The organism is Halomarina rubra, assembly GCF_023699475.1.
Lineage (GTDB): Archaea > Halobacteriota > Halobacteria > Halobacteriales > Haloarculaceae > Halomarina > Halomarina rubra.
The window spans coordinates 96,293-116,772 of record NZ_JALXFV010000005.1 but is presented as its reverse complement, the minus strand read 5'-3'; the positions used below and the strand labels follow the sequence as shown (position 1 = coordinate 116,772).

The following is a 20,480-nucleotide window of genomic DNA, read 5'->3' as shown; positions in this document are numbered from 1 at the left end:
CTCGGGCCATACCTGTCTCCAGTTGGACGCCGTGGGGCGGCTGGAATCGTCCGACGGCTCGGAAATCAGACACTAACCCGTCCAGCAAAATCTCCGGACCCGATGGGTTGAACTTGCTGGACGGTAAGCACTCGTCGTTACCGATGACTGGACCCACCACCACCACGACCCGAGCATCGACCCCCACGGAGGGGCTATGAGCGAGGCAGACCTCACCGCGGACGAACTCGTCCTGCCCGTCAAGCGCACCGACGGCGAGACGCTCGCCGACCGCATGACGAGCAACGCCTACGACAACATCCTCCCCGCGCGCTACCTCAAGCGCGACGCAGACGGCGAACTGATCGAGAGCCAGGAGGACCTCTTCCCGCGCGTCGCCAAGAACGTCGCCCTCGCCGAGGTCGTCTTCGAGGCGGGCAAGCGCGACGAGACCGTCACCGTCACGCCCGACCAGCTCAAGCCCGACCACCCCCGGCGCGACGAACTCGCCGCCGAAGTGTTCGGAGCCGGGACGACCGTCGAGGACGACGTCGAGACCGACCTCTCCGTCTACAACGTCTCGAAGTTCGCCTACGACACCGTCGTCCCCGACCTCGACGACGACCTCCGCACACACGTCGAGGACGTACGCGAGGAGTTCGAGGAGGCGATGTCGCGACTCTCGTTCATCCCGAACTCGCCGACGCTGATGAACGCGGGCGGCGAACTCCAGCAGCTCTCCGCCTGTTTCGTCGACTCGCCCGAGGACGACCTCACCGACATCCACCAGACCGCCAAGGAGGCCGCCGAGGTGTTCCAGTCCGGCGGCGGGATGGGCTACGCGTTCTGGCGACTCCGTCCGTTCGGCGACGCCGTCGGTTCGACCGGTGGCATCGCCAGCGGCCCCATCACGTTCATGCGGACGTTCGACCAGATGTGCGAGACCATCGCGCAGGGCGGCACCCGCCGCGGCGCACAGATGGGCGTCATGCGCATCAGCCACCCGGACGTCATCGAGTTCATCCACGCGAAGAACAAAGACGTGAGCCTCGCACACTGTCTACGGCTCAACGACCCCGACGACTACACCTACACGTCGTTCTCCGAGGCGCTCGAAGAGGCACGGGGCCTCATCGACGAGGACGGTCGCGTCCCCAAACACCTCCGCAACGCCGTCGAGGGTCACCTGTCGAACTTCAACATCTCCGTCGGCGTGACGGACGGGTTCATGGACGCGCTGTACGAGGGCGAGGAGTACGTCTTCGAGAACCCGCGCACCGAGGAACCGCACATCGCCACCGAGGAGACCAGGGAAATGTACTCCCGCTACGGTCTCGGCGAGTACATCGAACCGGGCGAGGTCATGTCGATTCCCGCCGACGTGCTCTGGGACCGCATCGTCTCGGGCGCACACGAGAACGGCGAACCCGGCGTCGTCTACCTCGAACGCATCAACAAGGAGCACTCCTTCGACGTCGAGGAGCACCCCGACCACCGCATCCTCGCGACGAACCCGTGTGGCGAACAGCCGCTGGAGGAGTACGAGGCGTGCAACCTCGGGCACATCAACCTCTCGACCATCGTCGCCGAGGACGCCCCCGACTGGCGCGTCTTCCGCGAGGAGTTCGACGGTGACACCGAGGCCGCCGTCGAGGCGTTCCTGGAGGAGGCCATCGCCACCGACGAGTTCGACCGCCGCATCGAACTCGGCACGCGCTTCCTGGAGAACGTCGTCACGATGAGCGACTTCCCGGTGAAGAAGATCGAGGAGAAGGTCCGTGCGATGCGCAAGATCGGTCTCGGCGTCATGGGGCTGGCACAGCTCTACATCCAGTTGGGCATCCGCTACGGGAGCGAGGAGGGCAACGAGGTCGCCCGCCAGCTGATGATGCAGATCAACCACGACTCGAAGTCGGCCTCCCACGACCTCGCCGAAGCGCGTGGCTCGTTCGAGGACTGGGACGACTCGAAGTACGCGAACCCCACGGAGTACCGCGAGTGGTTCGAACACCAGACCGGCGAGTCCGCAGACGACTGGGCCGACGGCTACCCGATGCGCAACCACAACACGACCACCATCGCCCCGACGGGCACGACCTCGATGGTCGGGAACACAACGGGTGGCTGTGAGCCCATCTTCAACGTCGCGTACTACAAGAACGTTAGCGACGACGTGCAGGGCGACGAGATGCTCGTCGAGTTCGACGACTACTTCCTGCGTACGCTGGAGGCCAACGACATCGACGTCGAAGCCGCCAAGCGCGAGGCCCAAGAGCAGATGGCGACCAACGAGTTCGACGGCGTGACGGGGCTGGAGACCGTCCCCGACGCCATCGGCGAACTGTTCGTCGTCACCTCCGACCTCTCGGGCATCGACCACGCGGGCGTCCAGACGGCCTGCCAGCAGGGCGTCGACTCCGCTATCTCGAAGACCTGTAACTTCCCGAACTCGGCCAGTAAGGAGGACATGGACGAGGTGTACCGCTACATCTACGACCACGGTGGAAAGGGCGTCACCGTCTACCGCGACGGCACCCGCTCGAAGCAGGTGCTCACCACGCGTGCGGACAACGCCGAGTTCGCAGACGAGGAGGAGGCCGCCGCGGCCATCGTCTCTCAGATCGAGGAGGTGTTCGGTGGTCTCGACGGGTTCCTCGACGACGAGAACGTCCGTGCGGCGCTCGACACCGAAATCGACGCCGTCATCGGCGGCGCGGCCGCCCCGGACTACGCCGAGAAGCAGGCCCGCCCCGACGTGCTCCACGGCGTCACCCAGCGCATCGACACCGGCTACGGCAAGGTGTACGTCAACATCAACGAGGACGACCACGGCCGGCCGTTCGAACTGTTCGCGAACATCGGTCACTCCGGTGGGTTCACCAACTCCTTCACCGAGGCGCTGGCGAAGGTCATATCGACTGCGCTGCGCTCCGGCGTCGACCCCGAGGAGATCGTCGACGAACTGCAGGGCACGCGCTCCCCGAAGGTCGCGTGGGACAAGGGCGAGCAGATCCAGTCCATCCCCGACGCCATCGGCACGGCGATGCGCCGCTACCTCGACGACGAGATCGACAAGCCGTACCCCAAACAGCAGAACCTGACGGAACTCGCGGAGGGCGAGGACGCCCCCGAACCCGACGGTGGGCTGGCCGCGGAGGCCGACACGCCTCCTCAGTCGGGGAACGGCACCGCGACCGACGAGAACGCCGACATCACCCAGGACCTCATCGCGGCGGGCGAGAGCCCCGAGTGTCCGACCTGTGGCTCGATGTCGCTGTACATGAGCGAGGGCTGTAAGACCTGCCAGTCGTGTGGCTGGTCCGAGTGCTCGTAAGCTGAACTAGACGGCGCTCTCTCCCTTTCGGTCTCTCTCCGACGCTCTTCGACTCTCACTCTCCGATACGCACTCGACCGCCGGCCGCCGTCCGTGTCCTCGGTGGCTCTACTTCACCGTCACGTAGGTCAGGAACACCAGTGCGAGCGCCTGTAGCCCGCGCAACACGGCGACGACCTGCTGGACGCCGGGGTCCATCGAGTACAGCGACTGCATGCTGAAGAAGAAGTAGATGGCGACGGCGTTCTCGACGAGCATCACCGCGCCGAACGCGACGAGACCGGCGACCATCCCCGAGCGGAACGTCCGGTAGTTGCGCAGCCAGACGGCGGTCAGCACGCCCAGCAAGAGCAGGTTGACCGTCGCGAGGGCGCTGGCGACCATCACCCAGGGTCCCATGGCGGCCATCAGAGGTGCTCCGCGATGGTCTCGAACTGTTCGCGGTGGTGCTCGAAGCGGTCGGTGAGGAAGTACAGCTTGCCGTACTCACCGCCGCCGGTCTCGACGACGTCGTGTTCTAGTAGCATGTCCAGGTGGTGTCGGACGGTGTTGTAGTCCACGTCGAGGCACTCCGAGAGCTGGTTGGCGTTGCGCGGGCGCTCCGAGAGCGCGCGGATGATGCGCGCCCTGTTCGCCCCGCCCCGCGTCCCGACGAGCAGGTACCAGAGTGCCTTCTCCATCCGTCAGTAGGGGGTTCGTGTGGTGTGGTAACTCCATCGGTCGCCGAGACTGCTCGGCGAACCATCACGACACCGTCCGGGACACCCATCCCGAGGGGCCGCTGGGGAACGCCTCACGCTCCTCCTGGGGTTGGCGGGTCCCGTCGCCGTCGTACGCGCGGACGACGACCTCGTGTTCCGTATCGGGGTGGTCGTACTCGTAGGCCCACTGTCGCCAGACGTCCTCGCCCGGCAACTCCTCCGATAGCTCCGCGTCGGTCCACGTCTCACCGCCGTCGGTCGAGACTTCGACGCGGGAGATGCCCCGCGTCCCGGCGTAGGCGTGGCCCGCCACCACGACGCTCCCCTCGCGTTGGTCGAGGACGTGGAGTTTCGCGACGGTGTTTACCGGACCGGTGCCGTGCCAGCCGCGTTCCTCCCAGTAGCCGTCGACCTCCTCGGTCAGAATCTCGAGTTCGGTGAGCCACTTGACGTTGATCTCCCCCCAGTGGCCGGGGACGAGCAGGCGGGCGGGCGCGCCGTGCGCGCGAGGCAGTGCCTCGCCGTTCATCCCGTAGGCGATGCGGGCGGTGCGGAGCACCGACAGCGGGAACTCCTCGTAGAAGCCGTCCGCGGCGCGAGCCATCACACAGCAGTTCGCGTCGCCGACCCCCGCCTCGTCCAGCAGGGGGGCGACGGGTACTGTCTCCCACAGCGCGGTGTCCATCTTCTTGCCGTTGAGCGACTCGCCGACACAGCGTAGCGTGACGAACTCCGGCCGGGACTCCATCGCGCGCAGGTCGTCGTAGCTGTAGGTCACCTCGCGGTCGACGTTCCCGGTGACGGCCATCGACCACGAGTCGGCGTCGACCGACGGGTCGACGGCGTTGATGTCGACCTGGTAGAACGAGTCGCTCACCAGCGGTTCGAGGCCCTCGACGTCGAGGGACTGCTCGCTGGCCTGCGCGAGGAGGCGCTGGGTGTCGGCGCGCTGGGGTGCCGGGGCGGCCGCCCCGCCCGACTCGTCGCCGAGGCGACTGCCGACGTCGATGCCCAGCACGCCGAAGGCGAACGCCGCGGCGAGCGTACCGAGCGCGCTCCGGCGGCCGGGGTCGACGCGCGTCCCGGCGTCGGCGACCCGCCGCCCGAACAGGTCGACCGCATCGAGGACGACGACCACCGGCGTCCCGGCACCGAGCGCCGCCAGTGGTTCGCCCGTCACGAGGAGGGCGAGTGCGCCGACGACGACGCCCGCACCGACGGCCCCGACCAGGGGTGGTGCGCGTCGGGCGACGACCACGCCGGCGAGGGCGACGCTGGCGACGACGCCGACGACGAGCAGCGTCGCCGTGAGCAGGCTCAACTGCTGCCCGAGACTGCCGAGGACGGTGATGGCGAACGTGACGACCGCTCCGGGCATCGCCCGCGAGAGGCCCGACTCGACGGGGGCGACGACGTAGCCGGTGGTCGACCCGGCGACGGCGTACGACCCCGCGACCGCGGCGACGCCCGCCGCCAGCGCGACGCCGACCGCCGGGAGCGCCGTCCGTGCGCGTGTTCGATAGCTGTCCATACGCGACCGGAGACGAACCGCGGGTAAACGGGTTGTCCGAACTGGTTCTAGAATCTCTCCCGAATCCCAACGGTGAAGCGGTCGGCGACGAACCGATGCGCATGAGCGAGTCGGACGAGCACCCCGACCGTCCCGAGCGTCGAGGGCGGCCGTGTCCCTACTGCGAGGCGTCGATGTACAAGCGCCACTGCAAGTACGTCTGTCCGAACCACGGCGTCGTCGTCGACTGCTCGGACCCGTTCGTCTGAGTACCACGTCGCCCGGTCTGTTCCCGTCGTCGGCCCTCCGAGTTCTTCGGTCTACTCCACCGTCCCCGTCGAGAGCTGTCGGTACAGCGGGCCGCTGAGGAGCAGCGATCCGACGGCGAGTCCGGCGACGACGAGGGGGAGCCCCGCGGACAGTCCCTCGGTCGTCAGCGTCTCCATCGAACTGCCCGCGAGGAGTGCGGCGACGACCCACGGCGCTTCCCCGAGTGCGGTCCCGAGGACGTACGGTCGAGCCGAGACGTTCGAGAGGCCCGCGCCGTACGAGACCACGTCGGTCGGCAGCGGCGCGAGGCGGGCGGCGACGACGCCGCGGGTGTCGCCGGCCGTCTCGAAGCAGTCCGCGCCGGCGTCCGCCAGCCAGCCCAACACCCCCTCGCTGGGTCGGTAGCGACGCGCGAGGAGGTACGGGATGGCGGCGGTGCCGGTGGCGACGGCCAGCCCCAGCGCGAGTGCGAGCGGCGTCACGCCGAGGACGTAGCCGACGACGCCGACCAGGGGCGTCATCGGCCAGGCGACGACCGGCCGGAGGAGCGCCGCGCCGAGCACCACCCCCGCGAACACGAGCGGGTCGGCGGCGACGGCCGCCATCGCCCGGAGGACGCGCTCGGGCGAGACGGCCAGCGAGGCGACGGCGACGACACCGACCGCGAGCGCCAGTCCGCTCAGCTGTCGTCGCGTCGCGCGTTCCATACCATCGGGTTCCACGGACGCGGTAAGTCCCTTCTGGTCGTCGGAGTGATGGGTCCGTCGGCCCCGTTTCGGTCGCCTCTCTCCCGTCGTGGCGTACCGTTTAAGCCCTCACACTCTGTAGCGCCGGGCGTGAGCGACGAGACGGTCGAACTCGGTGTCCAACTGCTCGAACGCCTCGAACACGAGGAGCTGTCGCTCGCCGACGCCGTCGACCGTCTCGAGACCATCACCAGCAACCCGACCACGACGCGGACCATCCTCGACACCGCCGAGAAGCGCGGCGTCATCGACCGCGAGGACGGCATCATCCGCCCGAACGGGGGGAGCTTCCTCTCGTTCCAGAGCGAGGTCGTCGAGAAACAGGGCGACTTCCAGTGTAAGCGCTGTGGGGCGTCCATCTCGACGGGCTACTTCATGCGCCTCCAGGCGGGCGAGCACGGGCCGTTCGGCTCGTCGTGCATCCGGAAGGTGACCGGTCGAGAGTCCTGACGCGGTGACCGGCCGAGAGCCCAGCCACCGTGCCTCCTCGACCTCAGCGACCCTGTCGCAACTCCTCGATGAGCACCTGGAGGGTCTCCTGCTGGCGTTCGATGAGGTCGGTCTGGTGGTCGACGGTCGCCTCCAACGCGTCGAGACGCTGGAGCACCTCGTCGGGGGCGGCCGGAGTCTCGTCGGCCGTCCCGGTCGTCCCGGTCGTCGGGGCTGCCGTCGAAGCGCTCGTGGTGCTCTCGTCCTCCGCGGCGTCGTCGAGCAGCGGTGCGACCGTTCGGGTCGGCTCGTCGTCGGGCGTCGTGGCCGTCGCTTCGTCCGCGGTGACCGCCTCGTCCCCGTCGTCCTCGTCGGCGGTCTGGGCTCGCAACGCGGCCAGGGAGTTCACGCCGTGGTAGTCGAGCAGCGCGCGCTGGAGGGTCTGTCTGACCTCGCCGGCGCGTTCGCTGGGGGCTTTGACCCGCTGGGGTCGCCCGCCGACGGTGAGGACGAGTTGGGTCGCGACGCTCCCCTCCTCGACGTCGAAGTCCGTCACGTCCGCGAACGGGAACGACTCGTACTCGGCGTCCCACAGCGCGGTTCCGACGTGCTTGACGACCCGCCCTTCGGTGACGACGAGGGTGAGTTCGCTGAACCGGTAGACCGCCAGCACGGCCTCGCCGTCCGCCGTCTCGCCCGTCTCGCGGAGGACGCCGCTCAACAGCGGCGCGAGCACGTCGTCGAGGCGCTTGGTGGGGACGGTGAACTCCTCCTCGCCGGCCATCGTGCTCGTCGTGATGGTCGTCTTGCGCCGGCCCTCGGTGACCGCGACGCGGTCGACGTCGTGACCGATGGTCTCGACGGCCTCGTCGCGCAACAGCCCCTCCGCGCGGTAGACGTACGTTCGCGAGGGCGTGACGACGAGGCGGTCGTCGCCGCCGAGCGGCACGGCCGCCTCGACGGGGTCGTCGGCCACCGCCGACGCGAGCAGGCTGGGGGTTTCCATGCCACGCGGTCTGTCTATCGTCTCATAAAACCCCGGGAGAAGATGAGAAGAGTCAAGTGCGAAACCGCGAAATCAGCAGATGCGGCCGGGTGGCTTAGCTGGACATAGCGCCGCACTCATAGGGTTCACACTCGCGCGGCAACTTGCCTGCATCCCGTGAGGTCTTCGCCGACCTCACACCTGGGATATGCGGAGATCGTGGGTTCGGAGCCCACCCCGGCCATACTTCTTTCGGGACTCCTCGCGGAGCGCCAGCGTCGTCTCTCCGAGCGACTCAGGCACCGGGGACGCCCAGCGCCTCGACGCCGACGAGGCCGGCCGACGCCAGCACCCACAGCAGGACGACGGCGACGAACCACGCGACGACGCCGATGGCCGCCGCGGTGACCCAGTTTCCGGGGTACAGCCAGTTGATGAGCGTGACCCAGACGACGAGACCGAGCAGCGGGGCCAGCACCGGCACCGCCGGGAGGAAGAACAGGATGGCCGCCCACGCGAGCGCCCCGAGGAGCGCCGTGAGCGCCGCCCGGCCGTAGCCGGTGTCGACGTCGACGACCAGCAACGCGCCGAGGTGGATGGCTCCCGTCCCGACGACCAGGTTGATGGTGAACGCGACGAGCGTGTTCGCCAGGTCGGCCTCGCCGCCGGCCTGGAGGACGGACTGGAGCACCGTCACCGCCGCTCACCGCCGTCCGTCGTGGCTCGACCTCGTCCCGTCCCGCACTCGATGTGGTGGTGATGTGGTGTCATCGATGGAATACGACAGACGCACGCACGTCGTATGACGTTGCCGCCGGCAGATGGCAGGCTCCGCCGACGGGCGACAGCGCGCCGAAGGACTCGACGGCCGCCCCGTCGTGGAGTTTCGACGACCCGTCGGAACTTTCAAGATTAATTTAAGATTAAATTTCTAAAATCTATTCAGTAAAATTGATTGTTTCATGGCGCATGGGTGCAACTGTCATGTCCGACTCGACCGTTTCGACCTACGTTGCAGAGCACCCAAAGATGGCCGGCGTCCTGTTCACCATGCTGCTCATGCTGACTCAGGCCGGGTCGGCCGCAGCGTCCGCTGGAACCATCGTCGGACCGTAGTTCAGCGGTCGTTCTCTCGCATCTCCGCGAGGACTTCGTTGCGCCACCGGAGTCGACCGTCGATTCTCACGGGAAGTTGGCTCCGGCCCAGGTAGTCGTGGAGTTCGTCCTCGTCGACGAGGAACTCGCCGACCGCACCCGAGTTGAGGTAGTACGTGTCGTTGTCCGCGATGTACGGGACGCATATCGACCCGAGTTTCGTCCGAGACGTCGGGTACGCGTAGAGCGACGCGAGGTACTCGGAGTCTCGCTCCGCTATCGTCGTGTAGATGGGTGTCCCGCCCCTGCTGCTCGCGATCTGGACCTGTGCGTCCCCGACCACGGTGTACTGTCGCCCGGTAATGGAGTCCTTCCGGAGGATGTCGAGCGCGCCGGCCATCGAGAACCCGGCGTTGAGCAGGCGCGCCAGCGTCCGGCCGACCCGGGTCGCCGGTTCGTTAGCGACCTCCGCGAGCGTGACGACGCCCGCCGTCGCTCCCTTCTCGACGAGTTCCACCCCCTGCTCGTAGGAGCGACACGCGTTGAGGACGAACGCGCGCGCACCGACGGTGTCGAGCGTCGTCGCGTCCAGCGGGCCGTCGGCGCACTGCATCCCGTCGCCGTCGACGTGGCCGACGTAGTGGACGAAGTCGTAGTCGTCGGCGAGCACGGACGCCAACTCGGTCCCGGTGAGGTCCTCGTAGATGTCGATGTCGAACGCGACCAGTTCGCGCAACCCGTAGAGGTCCCGGACGTCGAGTTCGGCGCGCATCTCGGGGGAGTTCGAGACGACAGCCACCTCGATGGCACCGCTGGGCTGGGCTTCGAGACGGCGCTTGCACGCCTCGAGCGTCGGCTTCGACGCCCCCATCGGGACGCCGTCGCCGACCCAGACGTGTTCGATGGTGTCCGTCGGCTCGGGCTGGACGACGGTGACGTCCTCGCCGAACGGCGACGTCGGCGGGTCCGGCGACTCCGGCTGCCGGGTCACGCCGCGGACGACTCCCCCGTCGGCGCGGTAGAAGTCCTCGATGGCCGCCAGCGGCTCGGTCGTGGCGTCGGCGGTCGCCGGTCGAGGACAGCGGACCCGCGCGAGGTCGGCGGCAGCGAACGGGACGTGGACGAGGTTCTCGGCCGTCGGCGCGAGGTCGACCGTCGACTTCCACGTCGGGATCACCGGCTCGACGACGCGGTGTGGGGTGTCGAGGAAGGTTCGCACCTGCTCGACGAGCGAGGCGTCGTACAGCGCCGCCGGGTCGAACGGGAGGTCGGCTTCGACGCGACTGCGGGCGTCGAGGTCGACGGGGTAGAGCCCTTCGGTCCGGACGATACAGTCCAGCGTGAACAGCCGTTCGAGCGTCCGGTGGACGGTCCGTTCGAACCCGTCGGCGGCGTCGAGCGGGTAGGACTCGCCGCCGGCGACGAGTCTGGGGCGGTCGCCGAGCATCACCTGCGCACCGAGGTAGTACGCCAGCGGCGCGACCGGGAACAGGAACCCGACGTTCGGGGGCACCTCGATGCGAATCGGCCCGTCGGTCCGTTCGAACCCCGGCGGCGCGTCGAAGTCGTCGCCGAGTTCGAGCAACGGCGGGTGCCCACGGAGCGTCGGCCACGACCGCTCGGGCGAGTCCGTCTTCAGCGCCGACCCGAGACAGGAGAGCGCTCGGGCGAGGTCAGCGGGTCGGTCGGTCGTCGTCACCGTCGTCGCGGGGAACTCGTGCATCGAGCGCACGCCGAGACGGACGTCGTCGGTGTCATCGAGCAGTAGTCGGCGGCCCACGTCGTCGGTCGTCGACCGGAGCGACCCCTCGACGGCGAGGTAGGTCTTGACGGCCAGTGACGTTATCTCGACGACGTACTCGCCGTCGGGGACGCGCATCTCGTTGCGGTTGGCCCCCTCGGCGACGACCCGCCCGTCCATCGTCCGGACGATGAGGTTGACGTGCTGTGGGATACGGAGGGCGGTCGTGTCGAGACGCGCCGCCACGTCGACGGGGAAGACGAAGTTGTCGGGTTCTGTCGGCTCGGGACTGACCGGGGTCGCCGTCTCCAGGCGCGTGGTGACTCCCTGGATGTCGTCGGCGATCTCGACACCGACGGGGTCGTCGATGGCGGCGATGGTCAGGTAACGAGCGCTCACACTGGCTATTCGACTGGGCGATTATAACAACATCCACTCGCTCGACTCGTCGAGCGCCGGGAGCGTCCAGCGCTGTTCGGGTGGGAGGCCGTCGCGCTGCCGGAGGTCGATGCGGGCGTCGAACGCTGCGCCGAGCGCGGCGGTCTCGGGGGCGTCGACCGGCCCGGAGACGTGACAGTGGAACATCCCGCGACGGTCGACGACGCACTCTCCGAGCGCGTCGAGGGTCCGTGTGACCCGGTCGACGCCCGTACCGTCGAGCAGTCCACCCGCCCCGACCACGCCGACACGGAGTTCGGCCGGGGACAGCGGTCCGTGTACCGTTCGCTGGCAGTCGACGGCGGACTGCACCGCGGCGGAGAACCCGTCGAGACGGTCGGTCGGGAACTCACCTGCCGAGGAGGGGGAGACGTCGGCGTCCGTAGAGGAGACGTCGGCGGCGGTCGAACGGGTGTCACCGTGGGTGACGACCGCGACGTCGTCGTCCGTCGGGGCGACACCGTCGGGGAGGAACCGGGACGGGGACGAGCCGCCGACGAGCGCGAGGACGCGAACGCGCTCCTCGCGCGGCGACCCGAGGAGGAGACGGGTCTGTCGTGCGTGGACCGCCGCGTTCACCTCCCCGGTGACGAGCAGTCGGGCCCCCTCACGCTTGAGGCGACGGAGCGCCGCGGCGAACCGCGGCGACCCACCGTCGCCCCCTCGTGTCGTATCGTCCACGCACTTAATCCAACGGTGAGTAGTAAATAACTAACGTCAGACACGGGCCAGAACCCGCCGCTCCGGGTGGCTCTCCCGTCTCTCCGCGTCTGGATTTATACCACTGCCGTGAGTGGAGTGTCACCACATGCTGACGACAGGTGTGCGCGGTTGTCGCAACGGCCGGGTCGACCACACTCCCGCGACGGTGGCCGACGGGGTGGTGTGCGGATGACACCGACCCTCCTCTTGCAGGACGAACCGGTGATTCCACAGGACTTCGAGGGACTCCTCGAAGCGTACCCCGGGGTGCTCGCGGCGGTCGCGACGTTCGTCGTCGCGTTCGTCGTCGTCTACCTCCTCGGGCGACTGATCGCCGTCCCGCTCGTCAAGCGGGCGATGAAGGCTCGCGGGTACAACGAGACCATCCGGAGCCTCGCCGACGGCGTGCTCGGGGCGCTCGCGCTGTTCGCGGCGCTCGCTATCGCGCTGACGCTCGCGGGGTTCGGGGCGTTCCTCGCGGCGTTCGCCACCCTCGGCGGTGCGCTCGCGCTCGCCGTCGGCTTCGCCGCACAGGACCTCATGAGCAACTTCGTCGCGGGCATCTTCATCCTCAAGGACAAACCGTTCGAGGTGGGCGACTGGATCGAACAGGACGACGTCGTCGGCCGTGTCGTCGACATCGACCTCCGAGTGACGACGGTCAAGACGTTCGACAACGAGAAGATCACCGTCCCGAACTCCGAACTCGCCAACAACCCGTTGAAGAACCCCGTCGCCTACGACACGCTCCGCCAGAAGTTCGTCTTCGGCATCGGCTACGAGGACGACATCGACCACGCGAAGCGAGTCATCCTCGACGAGGCGAGCAAGCAAGACGAGATCCTGAGCGACCCCGCACCCGACGTGCGCGTCACCGAACTCGCCGACTCCTACGTCGGTCTCCAGACGCGCTTCTGGATGGGCAACCCCTCTCGCTCGGGGTTCACGGCCATCCGTTCGGACTTCGTCCAGGCGGTCAAAGAGCGCTGTGACGCCGAGGGAATCGACATGCCGTACCCCTACGTGGAGGTCGTCGGCGGCCTCGACGTCGACCTCGACGGCGAACTCGCGACCCAGCGCATCTCCCAGTCCGCGGACGACTGAACCGCGGTCTTCGTCTTCTGGTGTCGCCGGTCGCCGACAGCGCACGCGCTCGTCGTCGGTGTTGTCGAAAACGTGTGTCGCGGTCGCGTGGTCGGGTCAGTACCGTCGCGCGAGGAGGGCGCTCGCTCCGAGCGCGACCAGTGCGGCGGCGACGCCGAAGCCGGGACCGCTCCCGCTCGACGTCGTCGTCTCGCCACCGACGACGCGACTGGTCAGCGTTCCGTTCTCGCCGGCCGTCGCCTCGGTGTCGTTGACCGGAGCGGCGGGTCCGGCGGCCGCGTCGGTGCCGTTCTCGCTCGTCGTGGTCGCCGAGTCGTCGGTCGTCGCGGACGTGTCGCTCGTGGTCGTGTCGTCACCGTCGGTCGCCGACGAATCGGTCGTCGTCGGGTCGCTCGTTGCGTCGTCCGAGTCGTCGGTCGTCGTCACGGTGTCCGAGCCACCGGCGTCGCCGTCACCGGTTCCTGCATCGTCGTCACCAGTCCCGGCGTCGTCGTCGCCGGTGCCAGCGTCACCGTCGTCGCCGGCACCGTCCTCGGTGTCGGTCGGTTCGGCAGTGGGCTGGTCGGTCGGCTCTTCAGTCGGTTCCTCTGTGGGCTCCTCGGTCGGTTCCGGGGTCGGCGTCTCGGTCGGTTCCTCGCCGACGAGCGTGCCGTCGCCGGTCTGCGGGTCGGTGACGTAGTACGGGTCGAACCGGACGTTCGAGACGCCCGCGGTCTGCCCTTCGCTCACGCTGTCACCGTCGCCGTCGGCGAGGCGACCGGTCGCAGGGTCTTCGACGTTCCCGGAGGGGCCGTTCTCCGCGCCCCACCAGTTCTCGCGGGCGTCGACCTGTCCACCTTCGGCGTGGACGCCGTCGCCACCGTTGCCTCCGAAGACGCTGTAGCGAATCGTCGCGGAGTCGACGGAGACGACGCGGACGCCGTGGTTACCGTTGTTCTCGACGGCCGTGCGGTCGACGCTGACGGAGGTGCCCGAGTCGACGCTGATACCGTTCCCGTCGTTGTTCGAGACGGTGCTGCGCTCGACGCCGACGTTCGCGTACAGCGCCTGGACGCCGACGGCGTTGCTCGTCACGTCGACGTTACTGAGTGTGACGCCGCTGTCACTCGCGCCGAGACCGACGTCGTTGCCGGTCAGCGCGGTGTCCGTGACCGTCGCGTCGGCGGTCCGGTCGAGGCTGACGCCGTTCTGGTTGCCGGTCAGCGTCGCACCCTCGACGCTCGCGGCGTAGGCGTCGACGAGGCGGACCCCGTCGACCCACCCGGAGACGGTGACGTCGCGGACGACCGCGTTCTGCCCGCGGACGAGGACGCCGGTGTCGGCCTCGCCACCAGTGTTCTCGATGGCGTTACCGTTCCCGTCGAGCGTCACGTCGCTCGCGGCGATGGTGAGACACGCCTGGCCCGACGCGTTCGCGCCGACGTCGCCGGTGAGCGTGTACGTGCCGGACTGGTCGATGGTCGTACAGGAGTCGATGTCGCCGCTCGACTGGGCGGCCACGGCGGCCGAGGCGGCGGGAACCGCGATGAGGGCGACCACGAGCGCCACGGTGGCGACGCGGTGCCTGTGCGATGCTGTCATCGTCGGCACTCCACCGAGCAAGGGCTTCGTTACACAGCCGTTTAGCTGTCAACGCCGGACGAAACGGAACCGGAACGGACGGTGTGGGGGTGCCTATGACGGCGGTTCCCTCCTGCCGTTTCACCGGCAACGGTTGCCGGGTTGACGAGAACCGGGGCCGCTGGTGGCTGCGACTCGACCTCAGCCGAACCGTATCGTCTCCGCGGCGGGGTCGAGTTCGACGCGCCCGCCGACCGGGAGGGGGACCGTCGGGTTGGTGTGGCCGAAGTCGAGGTCGAAGACGACCGGCGCGTCGGGGTTGTACCGGTCGAGTTGGCCCAAGACGGCCTCGCGCTGGTCGCGGCGGTACCGTTCGCGGGCCGCTTCACCGGGGCGTTCGAACCGGTTGCGCGTCTGGGGGCGACCGACGACCACCGCGTCGAACCGCGAGAGCAGACCGCGCTCGCCCATGCACATCAGCGTCCGGCGAACCTCGTCGGCGCTCGGGCGTTCCTCGGACGTCTCGATGGCGAGGATGGCTCCGTCGAGGCGCTCGGGAGCGGGCAGGTAGCGGTCGGTCGCGAGGTGCCAGTCGACGATGGCGAGACAGCCACCCCAGACGCGCCCGGTGACGCTCTCGTCACCGCCGGCCCACGTCCACCCCGGCGCTGGTTCGTACTCGGGGGTCGTCTCGGCGTAGTCGTCGTTCGTCCACTCGATGGTGTCGTCGGTCCAGCGCGGGGCGCTGTCGAGGTCACCGAGCGTCTCCTCGAACAGTGCCCGGCGGAGGTAGCGTTCGCTGAACGCGGGGAGTCGGCCGGGCGTCCCGACCTGATTCAGCAGTTGGCCGCCGTTGTACGAGACGACGCCCGCCCGCCAGAGGAGCAACTGGAGGTTCGTGTTGTCGCTCATCCCGTAGAAGCGCGTGGGGTTCGCCCGCAGGACCTCGGGGTCGAGGTGACGAAGGACGCGCAGTTGGTCGTCGCCGCCGATGGTGGCGAACACGCCTCGAACCTCGGGGTCGCGAAACGCCTCGTGGATGGCCGCCGCCCGCGCCCGCGGGTGGGCCCGGAGGAACGCGTCGCCCTGCCGGGCGGTCGGGTGGACGACCGGGTCGAGGTCGAACCGGTCGCGCAATCGGTCGAGCGCCAGCGAGAGGACGTGCGGGGCGGCCCGTGCGCCGCCACTGGAGGGAGCGACGACGGCGACGCGGTCCCCCGGGGAGAGCGACGGCGGGGTGAGGAACTCCATACCGGCGCGCCGGCCGCCGCCCGTAAGAGCGTTCCGTCGCCGTGGGCTGCCGTGACACGCTTCGTCCTAGTGCGGTGGCTCCGTCGCTCGCGCCGCCGTCGTTAAGCCACTCGGGGGCGCGTCTGGACCCGTGGACCCCAGCGCCGTCCGGTCGCTCGTGGTGACGTTCGACGACGTCGTCAGCGCCGCGGAGGCGCGGCGGGCGGGTCGGCCGGTCGTGTTGCGTGCGACGCCGCCGTTCCACGGCCGGATGCGTGCGCGCCTCCACGTCGCGACACCCGAGCGCAGCGACCCACCGGGCGGTGCGGACGGGTGGACGGTCCGGGATCCCCACGCTGTCCACCTCGACCCCTGGGCGCTGTTCGACGCCGACGCGCCACCGTACCCGACGCCCGCCGACACCGAGGACCGCCTGCGCGCCGGCGACCGTCCGTTCTCGACGGACGCCCACCACGACTACCACGCGACGGCCGTCGCGGCCTGGCGACGCGCAATTCGCCGCCATCGCCGCGAAGAGGCCCGCGTCCGGACGGCCGACGGGACGCGGCGCGTCCGCATCGGTTGGCTCGACTGACCTCCGGTGACCGCTGGGCGGGTGCTCGTCTCGGTTCGCGACCGGTCGACTCCGGCGGGCGATAGAGCGCTCCGGACCTCGAACACCGTCGTTCGCGCGGCGACTCGACGCCCGACACAGCGTTCCGGTAGCGAACGACGAGACGGCTCGATAAAAGTTCTAACCGTCTCTCGTGGCTCGATAAAACGTCCGAGCACCGAGTTCATCCGGGGTGAAAGGTCACGAAACCCGATGAAAGCTCTGACGGGTATAAGCCCCCGTAGGATGAGGTGAGAACGTCGTCCCCGTATGTCAACGAAAACCCTCCGTTCCGACCGAACGACCGCCCCCTCCCTCCCCACTCGTCTCGCGCGAACGACCCAGCAGACGGTCGCCGCCGTCGCCTTCTGGCTGGCGGTGGCGCTCCCGTTCTGTTACCTCCCGATGCTCGTGGCCGGTCTCCACACCACGACCCGACTGAGCGCGTTCGGCGGCCTCCTCGCGCTGAACGCGCTGTGTCTCGTCGTCGGTCACGCCCACCGCGACGACTGACGCCCGTCACCCCTCCGTCCCCGTCTGGCTGGTCCTCCTCGCTCCGGTCTCCCACTACACCTGCCCCAACTACATCGGTCCCACCACAACCGGTCCCCACACGAAGGTCCCGACGCACCGGTCCCCGACACACCGACTCGAACACACCGTCGCCGCACTGCTCCGCGCCGTCGCACGACACCGCCGGACCGCACCGCGGCGACTAAGGCCCGTCCCCGCGACGCCGGCGGTATGGAACTCGACACGGTACCGCTCGGCCGCACCGGTACGACCGTCTCCAGTCTCTCCTTCGGCACCTGGCGGTTCGGGCGCGAGACCGACGCCGGCGACGTGGAGGTCGACAAGGATCGCGCCTTCGAGTTACTCGACGCCTACGCCGACCGCGGCGGCAACTTCATCGACACCGCCGACATGTACGGCGACGGCCGCAGCGAGGAGTGGATCGGCGACTGGCTCGCCAACCGCGACCGCGAGGACTTCGTCGTCGCCTCGAAGGTGTTCTGGCCGACCCGCGAGGACGACCCCAACGGCCGAGGCATCGGTCGCAAACACCTCCGTCGCCAGATTCGCAAGATTCTGGAGCGAGTCGGCACCGACTACCTCGACGTCCTGTACTGCCACCGGTTCGACGACCAGACGCCCCCCGAGGAGTTCATGCGAACGCTCGACGGGTTCGTCGACGACGGGCGGGTGAACTACCTCGGTGCCTCGACGTTCGAACCGAACGCCTGGGAGGTCGCCCGCGCCAACGAGATCGCCGACCGGCGGGGGTACGAACCGTTCACGGTCGCTCAGCCGCGCTACAACCTCGTCAACCGGGAGATAGAGTACGACTACGTCGACATGTGCGAGACGTACGACGTCGGCATCTGCCCGTGGTCGCCGCTTGCGGGCGGGTTCCTGACGGGCAAGTACACCCGCGAGGCGGATATGCCCGAGGGCACCCGCGGCGCGGAGTCCAGTCGGTTCGCCGACCGTTACCTCAGCGAGACGAACTTCGACGCGCTCGACGTCGTCCGCGAGGTCGCCGGGGAGGTCGACGCCTCGCCGGCACAGGTGAGCCTCGCGTACCTCCAGCACCACCCGCAGGTCTCCGCGCCTATCGTCGGCGCGCGGACGGTCGACCAGCTAGACGAGAACCTCGCGGCCGACACCGTGTCGCTCTCCGACGACCAGTTCGAGCGCCTCCAGTCGGCCAAGAGCGTCTCGTTCATGGACTGAGCGTCGACACGGCTCCGAGTCGCGGGTGGCCGCGTCCGCCGCCCGTCCGTCCCGTGACCGACCGAACCGACTCAGACGGTCTTGACGTTCGAGCGGACGAGTTCGACCGTCTCGTCGTCGAGGTCCAGGTCCGGGTGGGCCTCCTGGACGTGCGTCTCGACCTGCGCCATCACCTCCTGTTCGCTCTCGCCCTCGATGGTCGCGTCACACCCCTCCATGATGCACTCCAATCGCTTCGACATGATGCGCCAGTGATTGGTTCTCCGCTGTCATAACGCTGTCGCGAGTCACCACGGGTCACGGGGTCGTTCCGACCTGGGTTCGGAGGTGGGCGGGGGGTCGGCGGCGGACCCCCCGCTGTTATCACCCGCGGCGACCGATTCGGAGCCATGCAGCTAGGCATCGTCGCACAGCAGGACAACCCGCGTGCGGCGTCGCTCGCGGGCGACATCCGCGACGCGGTCGACGCCGACGTCGTCGTGGACGATGCGACCGCGGACGCCGCCGGCGCACCCGGCGTCGCCGTCGACGAGATGGACGCCTGCGACCTCGTGGTGAGCATCGGTGGCGACGGGACGTTCCTGTTCACCGCCCGCGGTGCGGGTGCGACTCCCATCATGGGCGTCAACCTCGGCGAGGTCGGGTTCCTCAACGTCACCGCCCCCGAGGACGCCGTCGGGGCCGTCACGACGGCCGTCGAGCAGTACCACAGCGACGCCCTGCCCGTCCAGGACCTCCCCCGGGTCCGGGCGACCGGCGCGGACTGGTCGCTCCCGTCGGCGCTCAACGAGGTCGTCGTGATGGGCGAACAGCGCGGTCACGGCGGGGGGTGCGAGGTCGAGATCAGGGTCGACGGGTCGCTGTACTCCGGCGGGTCGGCCGACGGCGTGCTCGTCGCGACCCCGACGGGCAGCACCGCCTACAACCTCAGCGAGGGCGGGCCGCTGGTCCACCCGAACGCGGCGGGTCTCGTCGTCACCGAGATGTGCGCGAGCGAGGGGATGCCACCGCTGGTCGTCGGTCCCGACAGCGAGGTGGTCGTCCGCGTCGACGGCCCGGAGCGGGCGGTCGTGGTCAGCGACGGCCGGCGCGTCCAGGAGGTCACGACGCCGACGGACGTGACGGTCCGGCGCTCGGCGACCCCGGTCCGCATCGCGGGGCCGGACCTCGACTTCTTCGCGGCGCTCGGAAAACTCGACTGACAGCCAAACGCGAATTCCGACGTGTGAGCGCCGACAGAGGCGATTCGGCGGCAGTTCCGGAACCCATAACCGACTGGCAAGCCATGGCTATACCAATGAGCAAACAGCTGCCGGACGTGCAGGCTTCCAGCCCGGACGTCACGGTTGGGCTCAACCGAGTCGGTGTGACCGGCGTCGAGAAACTCGTGAAACTGGACCGTGCGGAGGAGCGACCCATCGTCCTGATGGCGGAGTTCGAGGTGTTCGTCGACCTGCCGTCGTGGCGCAAGGGCGCGGATATGAGCCGGAACATGGAGGTCATCGACGAGACGCTCGAACAGGCAGTCAGCGAGACCGCCTACCGACCAGAGGACGTCTGTGGCGACGCCGCCGAACGCTTGCTGAACAAGCACAACTACACGACCGAGGCGGAGGTCCGGATGGAAGCGACGTACGTCACCCACGACCGGACGCCTGCGTCCGACCGCGTCACGCAGTCGACCGCCGACATCATCGCCGCGGCGACGGCCACCGACGAGGGCACCCGCGAGACCATCGGCGCGAAGGTCGTCGGGATGACGGTCTGTCCGTGCTCGCAGGGGATGTCCGAGACCCGCGCCCGGACGACGCTGGAGGACCTCGGCGTCGAGCGCGACACCATCGACGAGTTCCTCGAACAGGTCCCCCAGCCGGGGCACTCCCAGCGCGGGCACGCGACGCTCACCATCGAAGCCGACGGGTCGCCCGACGTCGAACTCACCGACCTCATCGACGTCGCCCGGAACTCGATGAGCGCGCGCATCTACAACCTCGCGAAGCGCCCCGACGAGGACCACATGACCTACCAGAGCCACGCCGACGCGAAGTTCGTCGAGGACTGCGTCCGCGCGATGGCCGACGGCGTCGTCGAACAGTTCGACCACCTGCCCGACTCCGCCGTCGTGACGATGAAGCAGTCCAACGACGAGTCCATCCACCAGCACAACGCCCACGCCGAGCGCGTCGCCGAGATGTCGACCCTGCGCGGCGAGGTCAACGGCCACGACGAGTAAGCCGCACCCGCCACGCACCACTCCCGTGGTGTCGGCCGGCCGAGCGTTCATTAGGTCCTCCACGCAACGACACCGT

Annotated in this window: 21 protein-coding genes and 1 tRNA gene; 11 read left to right on the top strand and 11 right to left on the bottom strand. The window is 68.8% G+C overall.

Translation table 11 applies throughout. The features are described from left to right. Positions 1-196 precede the first annotated feature (196 nt). Positions 197-3,313, top strand: a complete 3,117-nt coding sequence (locus tag M1L36_RS10365; protein WP_250873665.1) for an adenosylcobalamin-dependent ribonucleoside-diphosphate reductase — start codon at positions 197-199, stop codon at positions 3,311-3,313. Between the two features lie 108 nt (positions 3,314-3,421). Here M1L36_RS10365 and M1L36_RS10360 read toward each other — a convergent pair whose 3' ends face one another. From M1L36_RS10360 to M1L36_RS10350, 3 genes are all read right to left on the bottom strand, one after another. After that, the gene (locus M1L36_RS10360) at positions 3,422-3,721 is read right to left on the bottom strand and encodes a DUF8036 family membrane protein (RefSeq protein WP_250873664.1); all 300 of its coding nucleotides are present in this window, start codon (positions 3,719-3,721) and stop codon (positions 3,422-3,424) included. Further along, complete coding sequence (locus M1L36_RS10355) at positions 3,721-3,993, bottom strand: ArsR/SmtB family transcription factor (RefSeq protein WP_250873663.1); 273 nt, start codon at positions 3,991-3,993, stop codon at positions 3,721-3,723. The genes M1L36_RS10360 and M1L36_RS10355 overlap by 1 nt, the downstream gene beginning before the upstream one ends. A 64-nt stretch (positions 3,994-4,057) precedes the next feature. Then, positions 4,058-5,545: a molybdopterin-dependent oxidoreductase gene (locus tag M1L36_RS10350; protein WP_250873662.1), complete on the bottom strand. Its 1,488-nt coding sequence runs from the start codon at positions 5,543-5,545 to the stop codon at positions 4,058-4,060. A gap of 101 nt (positions 5,546-5,646) precedes the next feature. On the opposite strand from M1L36_RS10350, the gene M1L36_RS10345 reads away from it, so the two are divergent. Continuing rightward, positions 5,647-5,793, top strand: coding sequence for an HVO_2523 family zinc finger protein (locus M1L36_RS10345; RefSeq protein WP_250873661.1), 147 nt, complete (start codon positions 5,647-5,649; stop codon positions 5,791-5,793). Positions 5,794-5,844: 51 nt separating this feature from the next. Here the strand turns inward: M1L36_RS10345 and M1L36_RS10340 are convergent, their stop codons facing one another. Then, a complete protein-coding gene (locus tag M1L36_RS10340; RefSeq protein ID WP_250873660.1) occupies positions 5,845-6,501 on the bottom strand; it encodes a VTT domain-containing protein in 657 nt (218 codons plus the stop codon). Between the two features lie 129 nt (positions 6,502-6,630). Between M1L36_RS10340 and M1L36_RS10335 the strand changes: the two genes are divergently transcribed. After that, positions 6,631-6,990 (top strand): DUF5830 family protein, encoded by a 360-nt coding sequence (locus M1L36_RS10335; RefSeq protein WP_250873659.1) that lies wholly within the window; start codon positions 6,631-6,633, stop codon positions 6,988-6,990. A 43-nt stretch (positions 6,991-7,033) separates the two neighbouring features. Here the strand turns inward: M1L36_RS10335 and M1L36_RS10330 are convergent, their stop codons facing one another. Next, positions 7,034-7,975 carry a DUF7115 domain-containing protein gene (locus tag M1L36_RS10330; RefSeq protein WP_250873658.1) on the bottom strand — a complete coding sequence of 314 codons (942 nt, stop codon included), beginning with the start codon at positions 7,973-7,975 and terminating at the stop codon, positions 7,034-7,036. Positions 7,976-8,058: 83 nt separating this feature from the next. Between M1L36_RS10330 and M1L36_RS10325 the strand changes: the two genes are divergently transcribed. Beyond that, positions 8,059-8,198: transfer RNA gene (locus M1L36_RS10325), tRNA-Met, on the top strand. A 51-nt stretch (positions 8,199-8,249) separates the two neighbouring features. On the opposite strand, the gene M1L36_RS10320 is transcribed toward M1L36_RS10325, so the two are convergent. Then, positions 8,250-8,651, bottom strand: coding sequence for a hypothetical protein (locus M1L36_RS10320; protein ID WP_250873657.1), 402 nt, complete (start codon positions 8,649-8,651; stop codon positions 8,250-8,252). A gap of 287 nt (positions 8,652-8,938) precedes the next feature. Between M1L36_RS10320 and M1L36_RS10315 the strand changes: the two genes are divergently transcribed. Next, a complete protein-coding gene (locus tag M1L36_RS10315) occupies positions 8,939-9,070 on the top strand; it encodes a DUF7503 family protein (RefSeq protein ID WP_439954815.1) in 132 nt (43 codons plus the stop codon). A 1-nt stretch (position 9,071) separates the two neighbouring features. Here the strand turns inward: M1L36_RS10315 and M1L36_RS10310 are convergent, their stop codons facing one another. Further along, on the bottom strand, positions 9,072-11,189 hold the full coding sequence (locus M1L36_RS10310) for a CHAT domain-containing protein (RefSeq protein ID WP_250873656.1): 2,118 nt from the start codon (positions 11,187-11,189) through the stop codon (positions 9,072-9,074). Between the two features lie 21 nt (positions 11,190-11,210). After that, positions 11,211-11,909, bottom strand: a complete 699-nt coding sequence (locus tag M1L36_RS10305; RefSeq protein ID WP_250873655.1) for a DUF7504 family protein — start codon at positions 11,907-11,909, stop codon at positions 11,211-11,213. Between the two features lie 210 nt (positions 11,910-12,119). Here M1L36_RS10305 and M1L36_RS10300 point away from each other — a divergent pair, with 210 nt between their 5' ends. Beyond that, positions 12,120-13,034, top strand: a complete 915-nt coding sequence (locus tag M1L36_RS10300; RefSeq protein ID WP_250873654.1) for a mechanosensitive ion channel family protein — start codon at positions 12,120-12,122, stop codon at positions 13,032-13,034. 96 nt (positions 13,035-13,130) lie between these two features. Here the strand turns inward: M1L36_RS10300 and M1L36_RS10295 are convergent, their stop codons facing one another. Next, a complete protein-coding gene (locus tag M1L36_RS10295) occupies positions 13,131-14,615 on the bottom strand; it encodes a right-handed parallel beta-helix repeat-containing protein (RefSeq protein ID WP_250873653.1) in 1,485 nt (494 codons plus the stop codon). Between the two features lie 180 nt (positions 14,616-14,795). After that, a complete protein-coding gene (locus tag M1L36_RS10290; RefSeq protein ID WP_250873652.1) occupies positions 14,796-15,845 on the bottom strand; it encodes a S66 family peptidase in 1,050 nt (349 codons plus the stop codon). Between the two features lie 130 nt (positions 15,846-15,975). On the opposite strand from M1L36_RS10290, the gene M1L36_RS10285 reads away from it, so the two are divergent. The 3 genes from M1L36_RS10285 (at position 15,976) to M1L36_RS10275 (ending at position 18,171) form a co-directional block, all read left to right on the top strand. Continuing rightward, positions 15,976-16,419: a DUF8009 family protein gene (locus tag M1L36_RS10285; RefSeq protein WP_250873651.1), complete on the top strand. Its 444-nt coding sequence runs from the start codon at positions 15,976-15,978 to the stop codon at positions 16,417-16,419. 288 nt (positions 16,420-16,707) lie between these two features. Then, positions 16,708-16,950 carry a DUF8028 family protein gene (locus M1L36_RS10280; protein ID WP_250873650.1) on the top strand — a complete coding sequence of 81 codons (243 nt, stop codon included), beginning with the start codon at positions 16,708-16,710 and terminating at the stop codon, positions 16,948-16,950. A 231-nt stretch (positions 16,951-17,181) separates the two neighbouring features. Beyond that, complete coding sequence (locus M1L36_RS10275; RefSeq protein WP_250873649.1) at positions 17,182-18,171, top strand: aldo/keto reductase; 990 nt, start codon at positions 17,182-17,184, stop codon at positions 18,169-18,171. A 71-nt stretch (positions 18,172-18,242) separates the two neighbouring features. Here M1L36_RS10275 and M1L36_RS10270 read toward each other — a convergent pair whose 3' ends face one another. Continuing rightward, positions 18,243-18,413, bottom strand: coding sequence for a DUF1059 domain-containing protein (locus M1L36_RS10270; RefSeq protein ID WP_250873648.1), 171 nt, complete (start codon positions 18,411-18,413; stop codon positions 18,243-18,245). A 147-nt stretch (positions 18,414-18,560) separates the two neighbouring features. On the opposite strand from M1L36_RS10270, the gene M1L36_RS10265 reads away from it, so the two are divergent. Both M1L36_RS10265 and mptA read left to right on the top strand, forming a co-directional pair. Beyond that, positions 18,561-19,373 (top strand): NAD(+)/NADH kinase, encoded by an 813-nt coding sequence (locus tag M1L36_RS10265; RefSeq protein WP_250873647.1) that lies wholly within the window; start codon positions 18,561-18,563, stop codon positions 19,371-19,373. 95 nt (positions 19,374-19,468) lie between these two features. After that, complete coding sequence (gene mptA / locus M1L36_RS10260; protein ID WP_250873646.1) at positions 19,469-20,404, top strand: GTP cyclohydrolase MptA; 936 nt, start codon at positions 19,469-19,471, stop codon at positions 20,402-20,404. Positions 20,405-20,480: the final 76 nt, after the last annotated feature.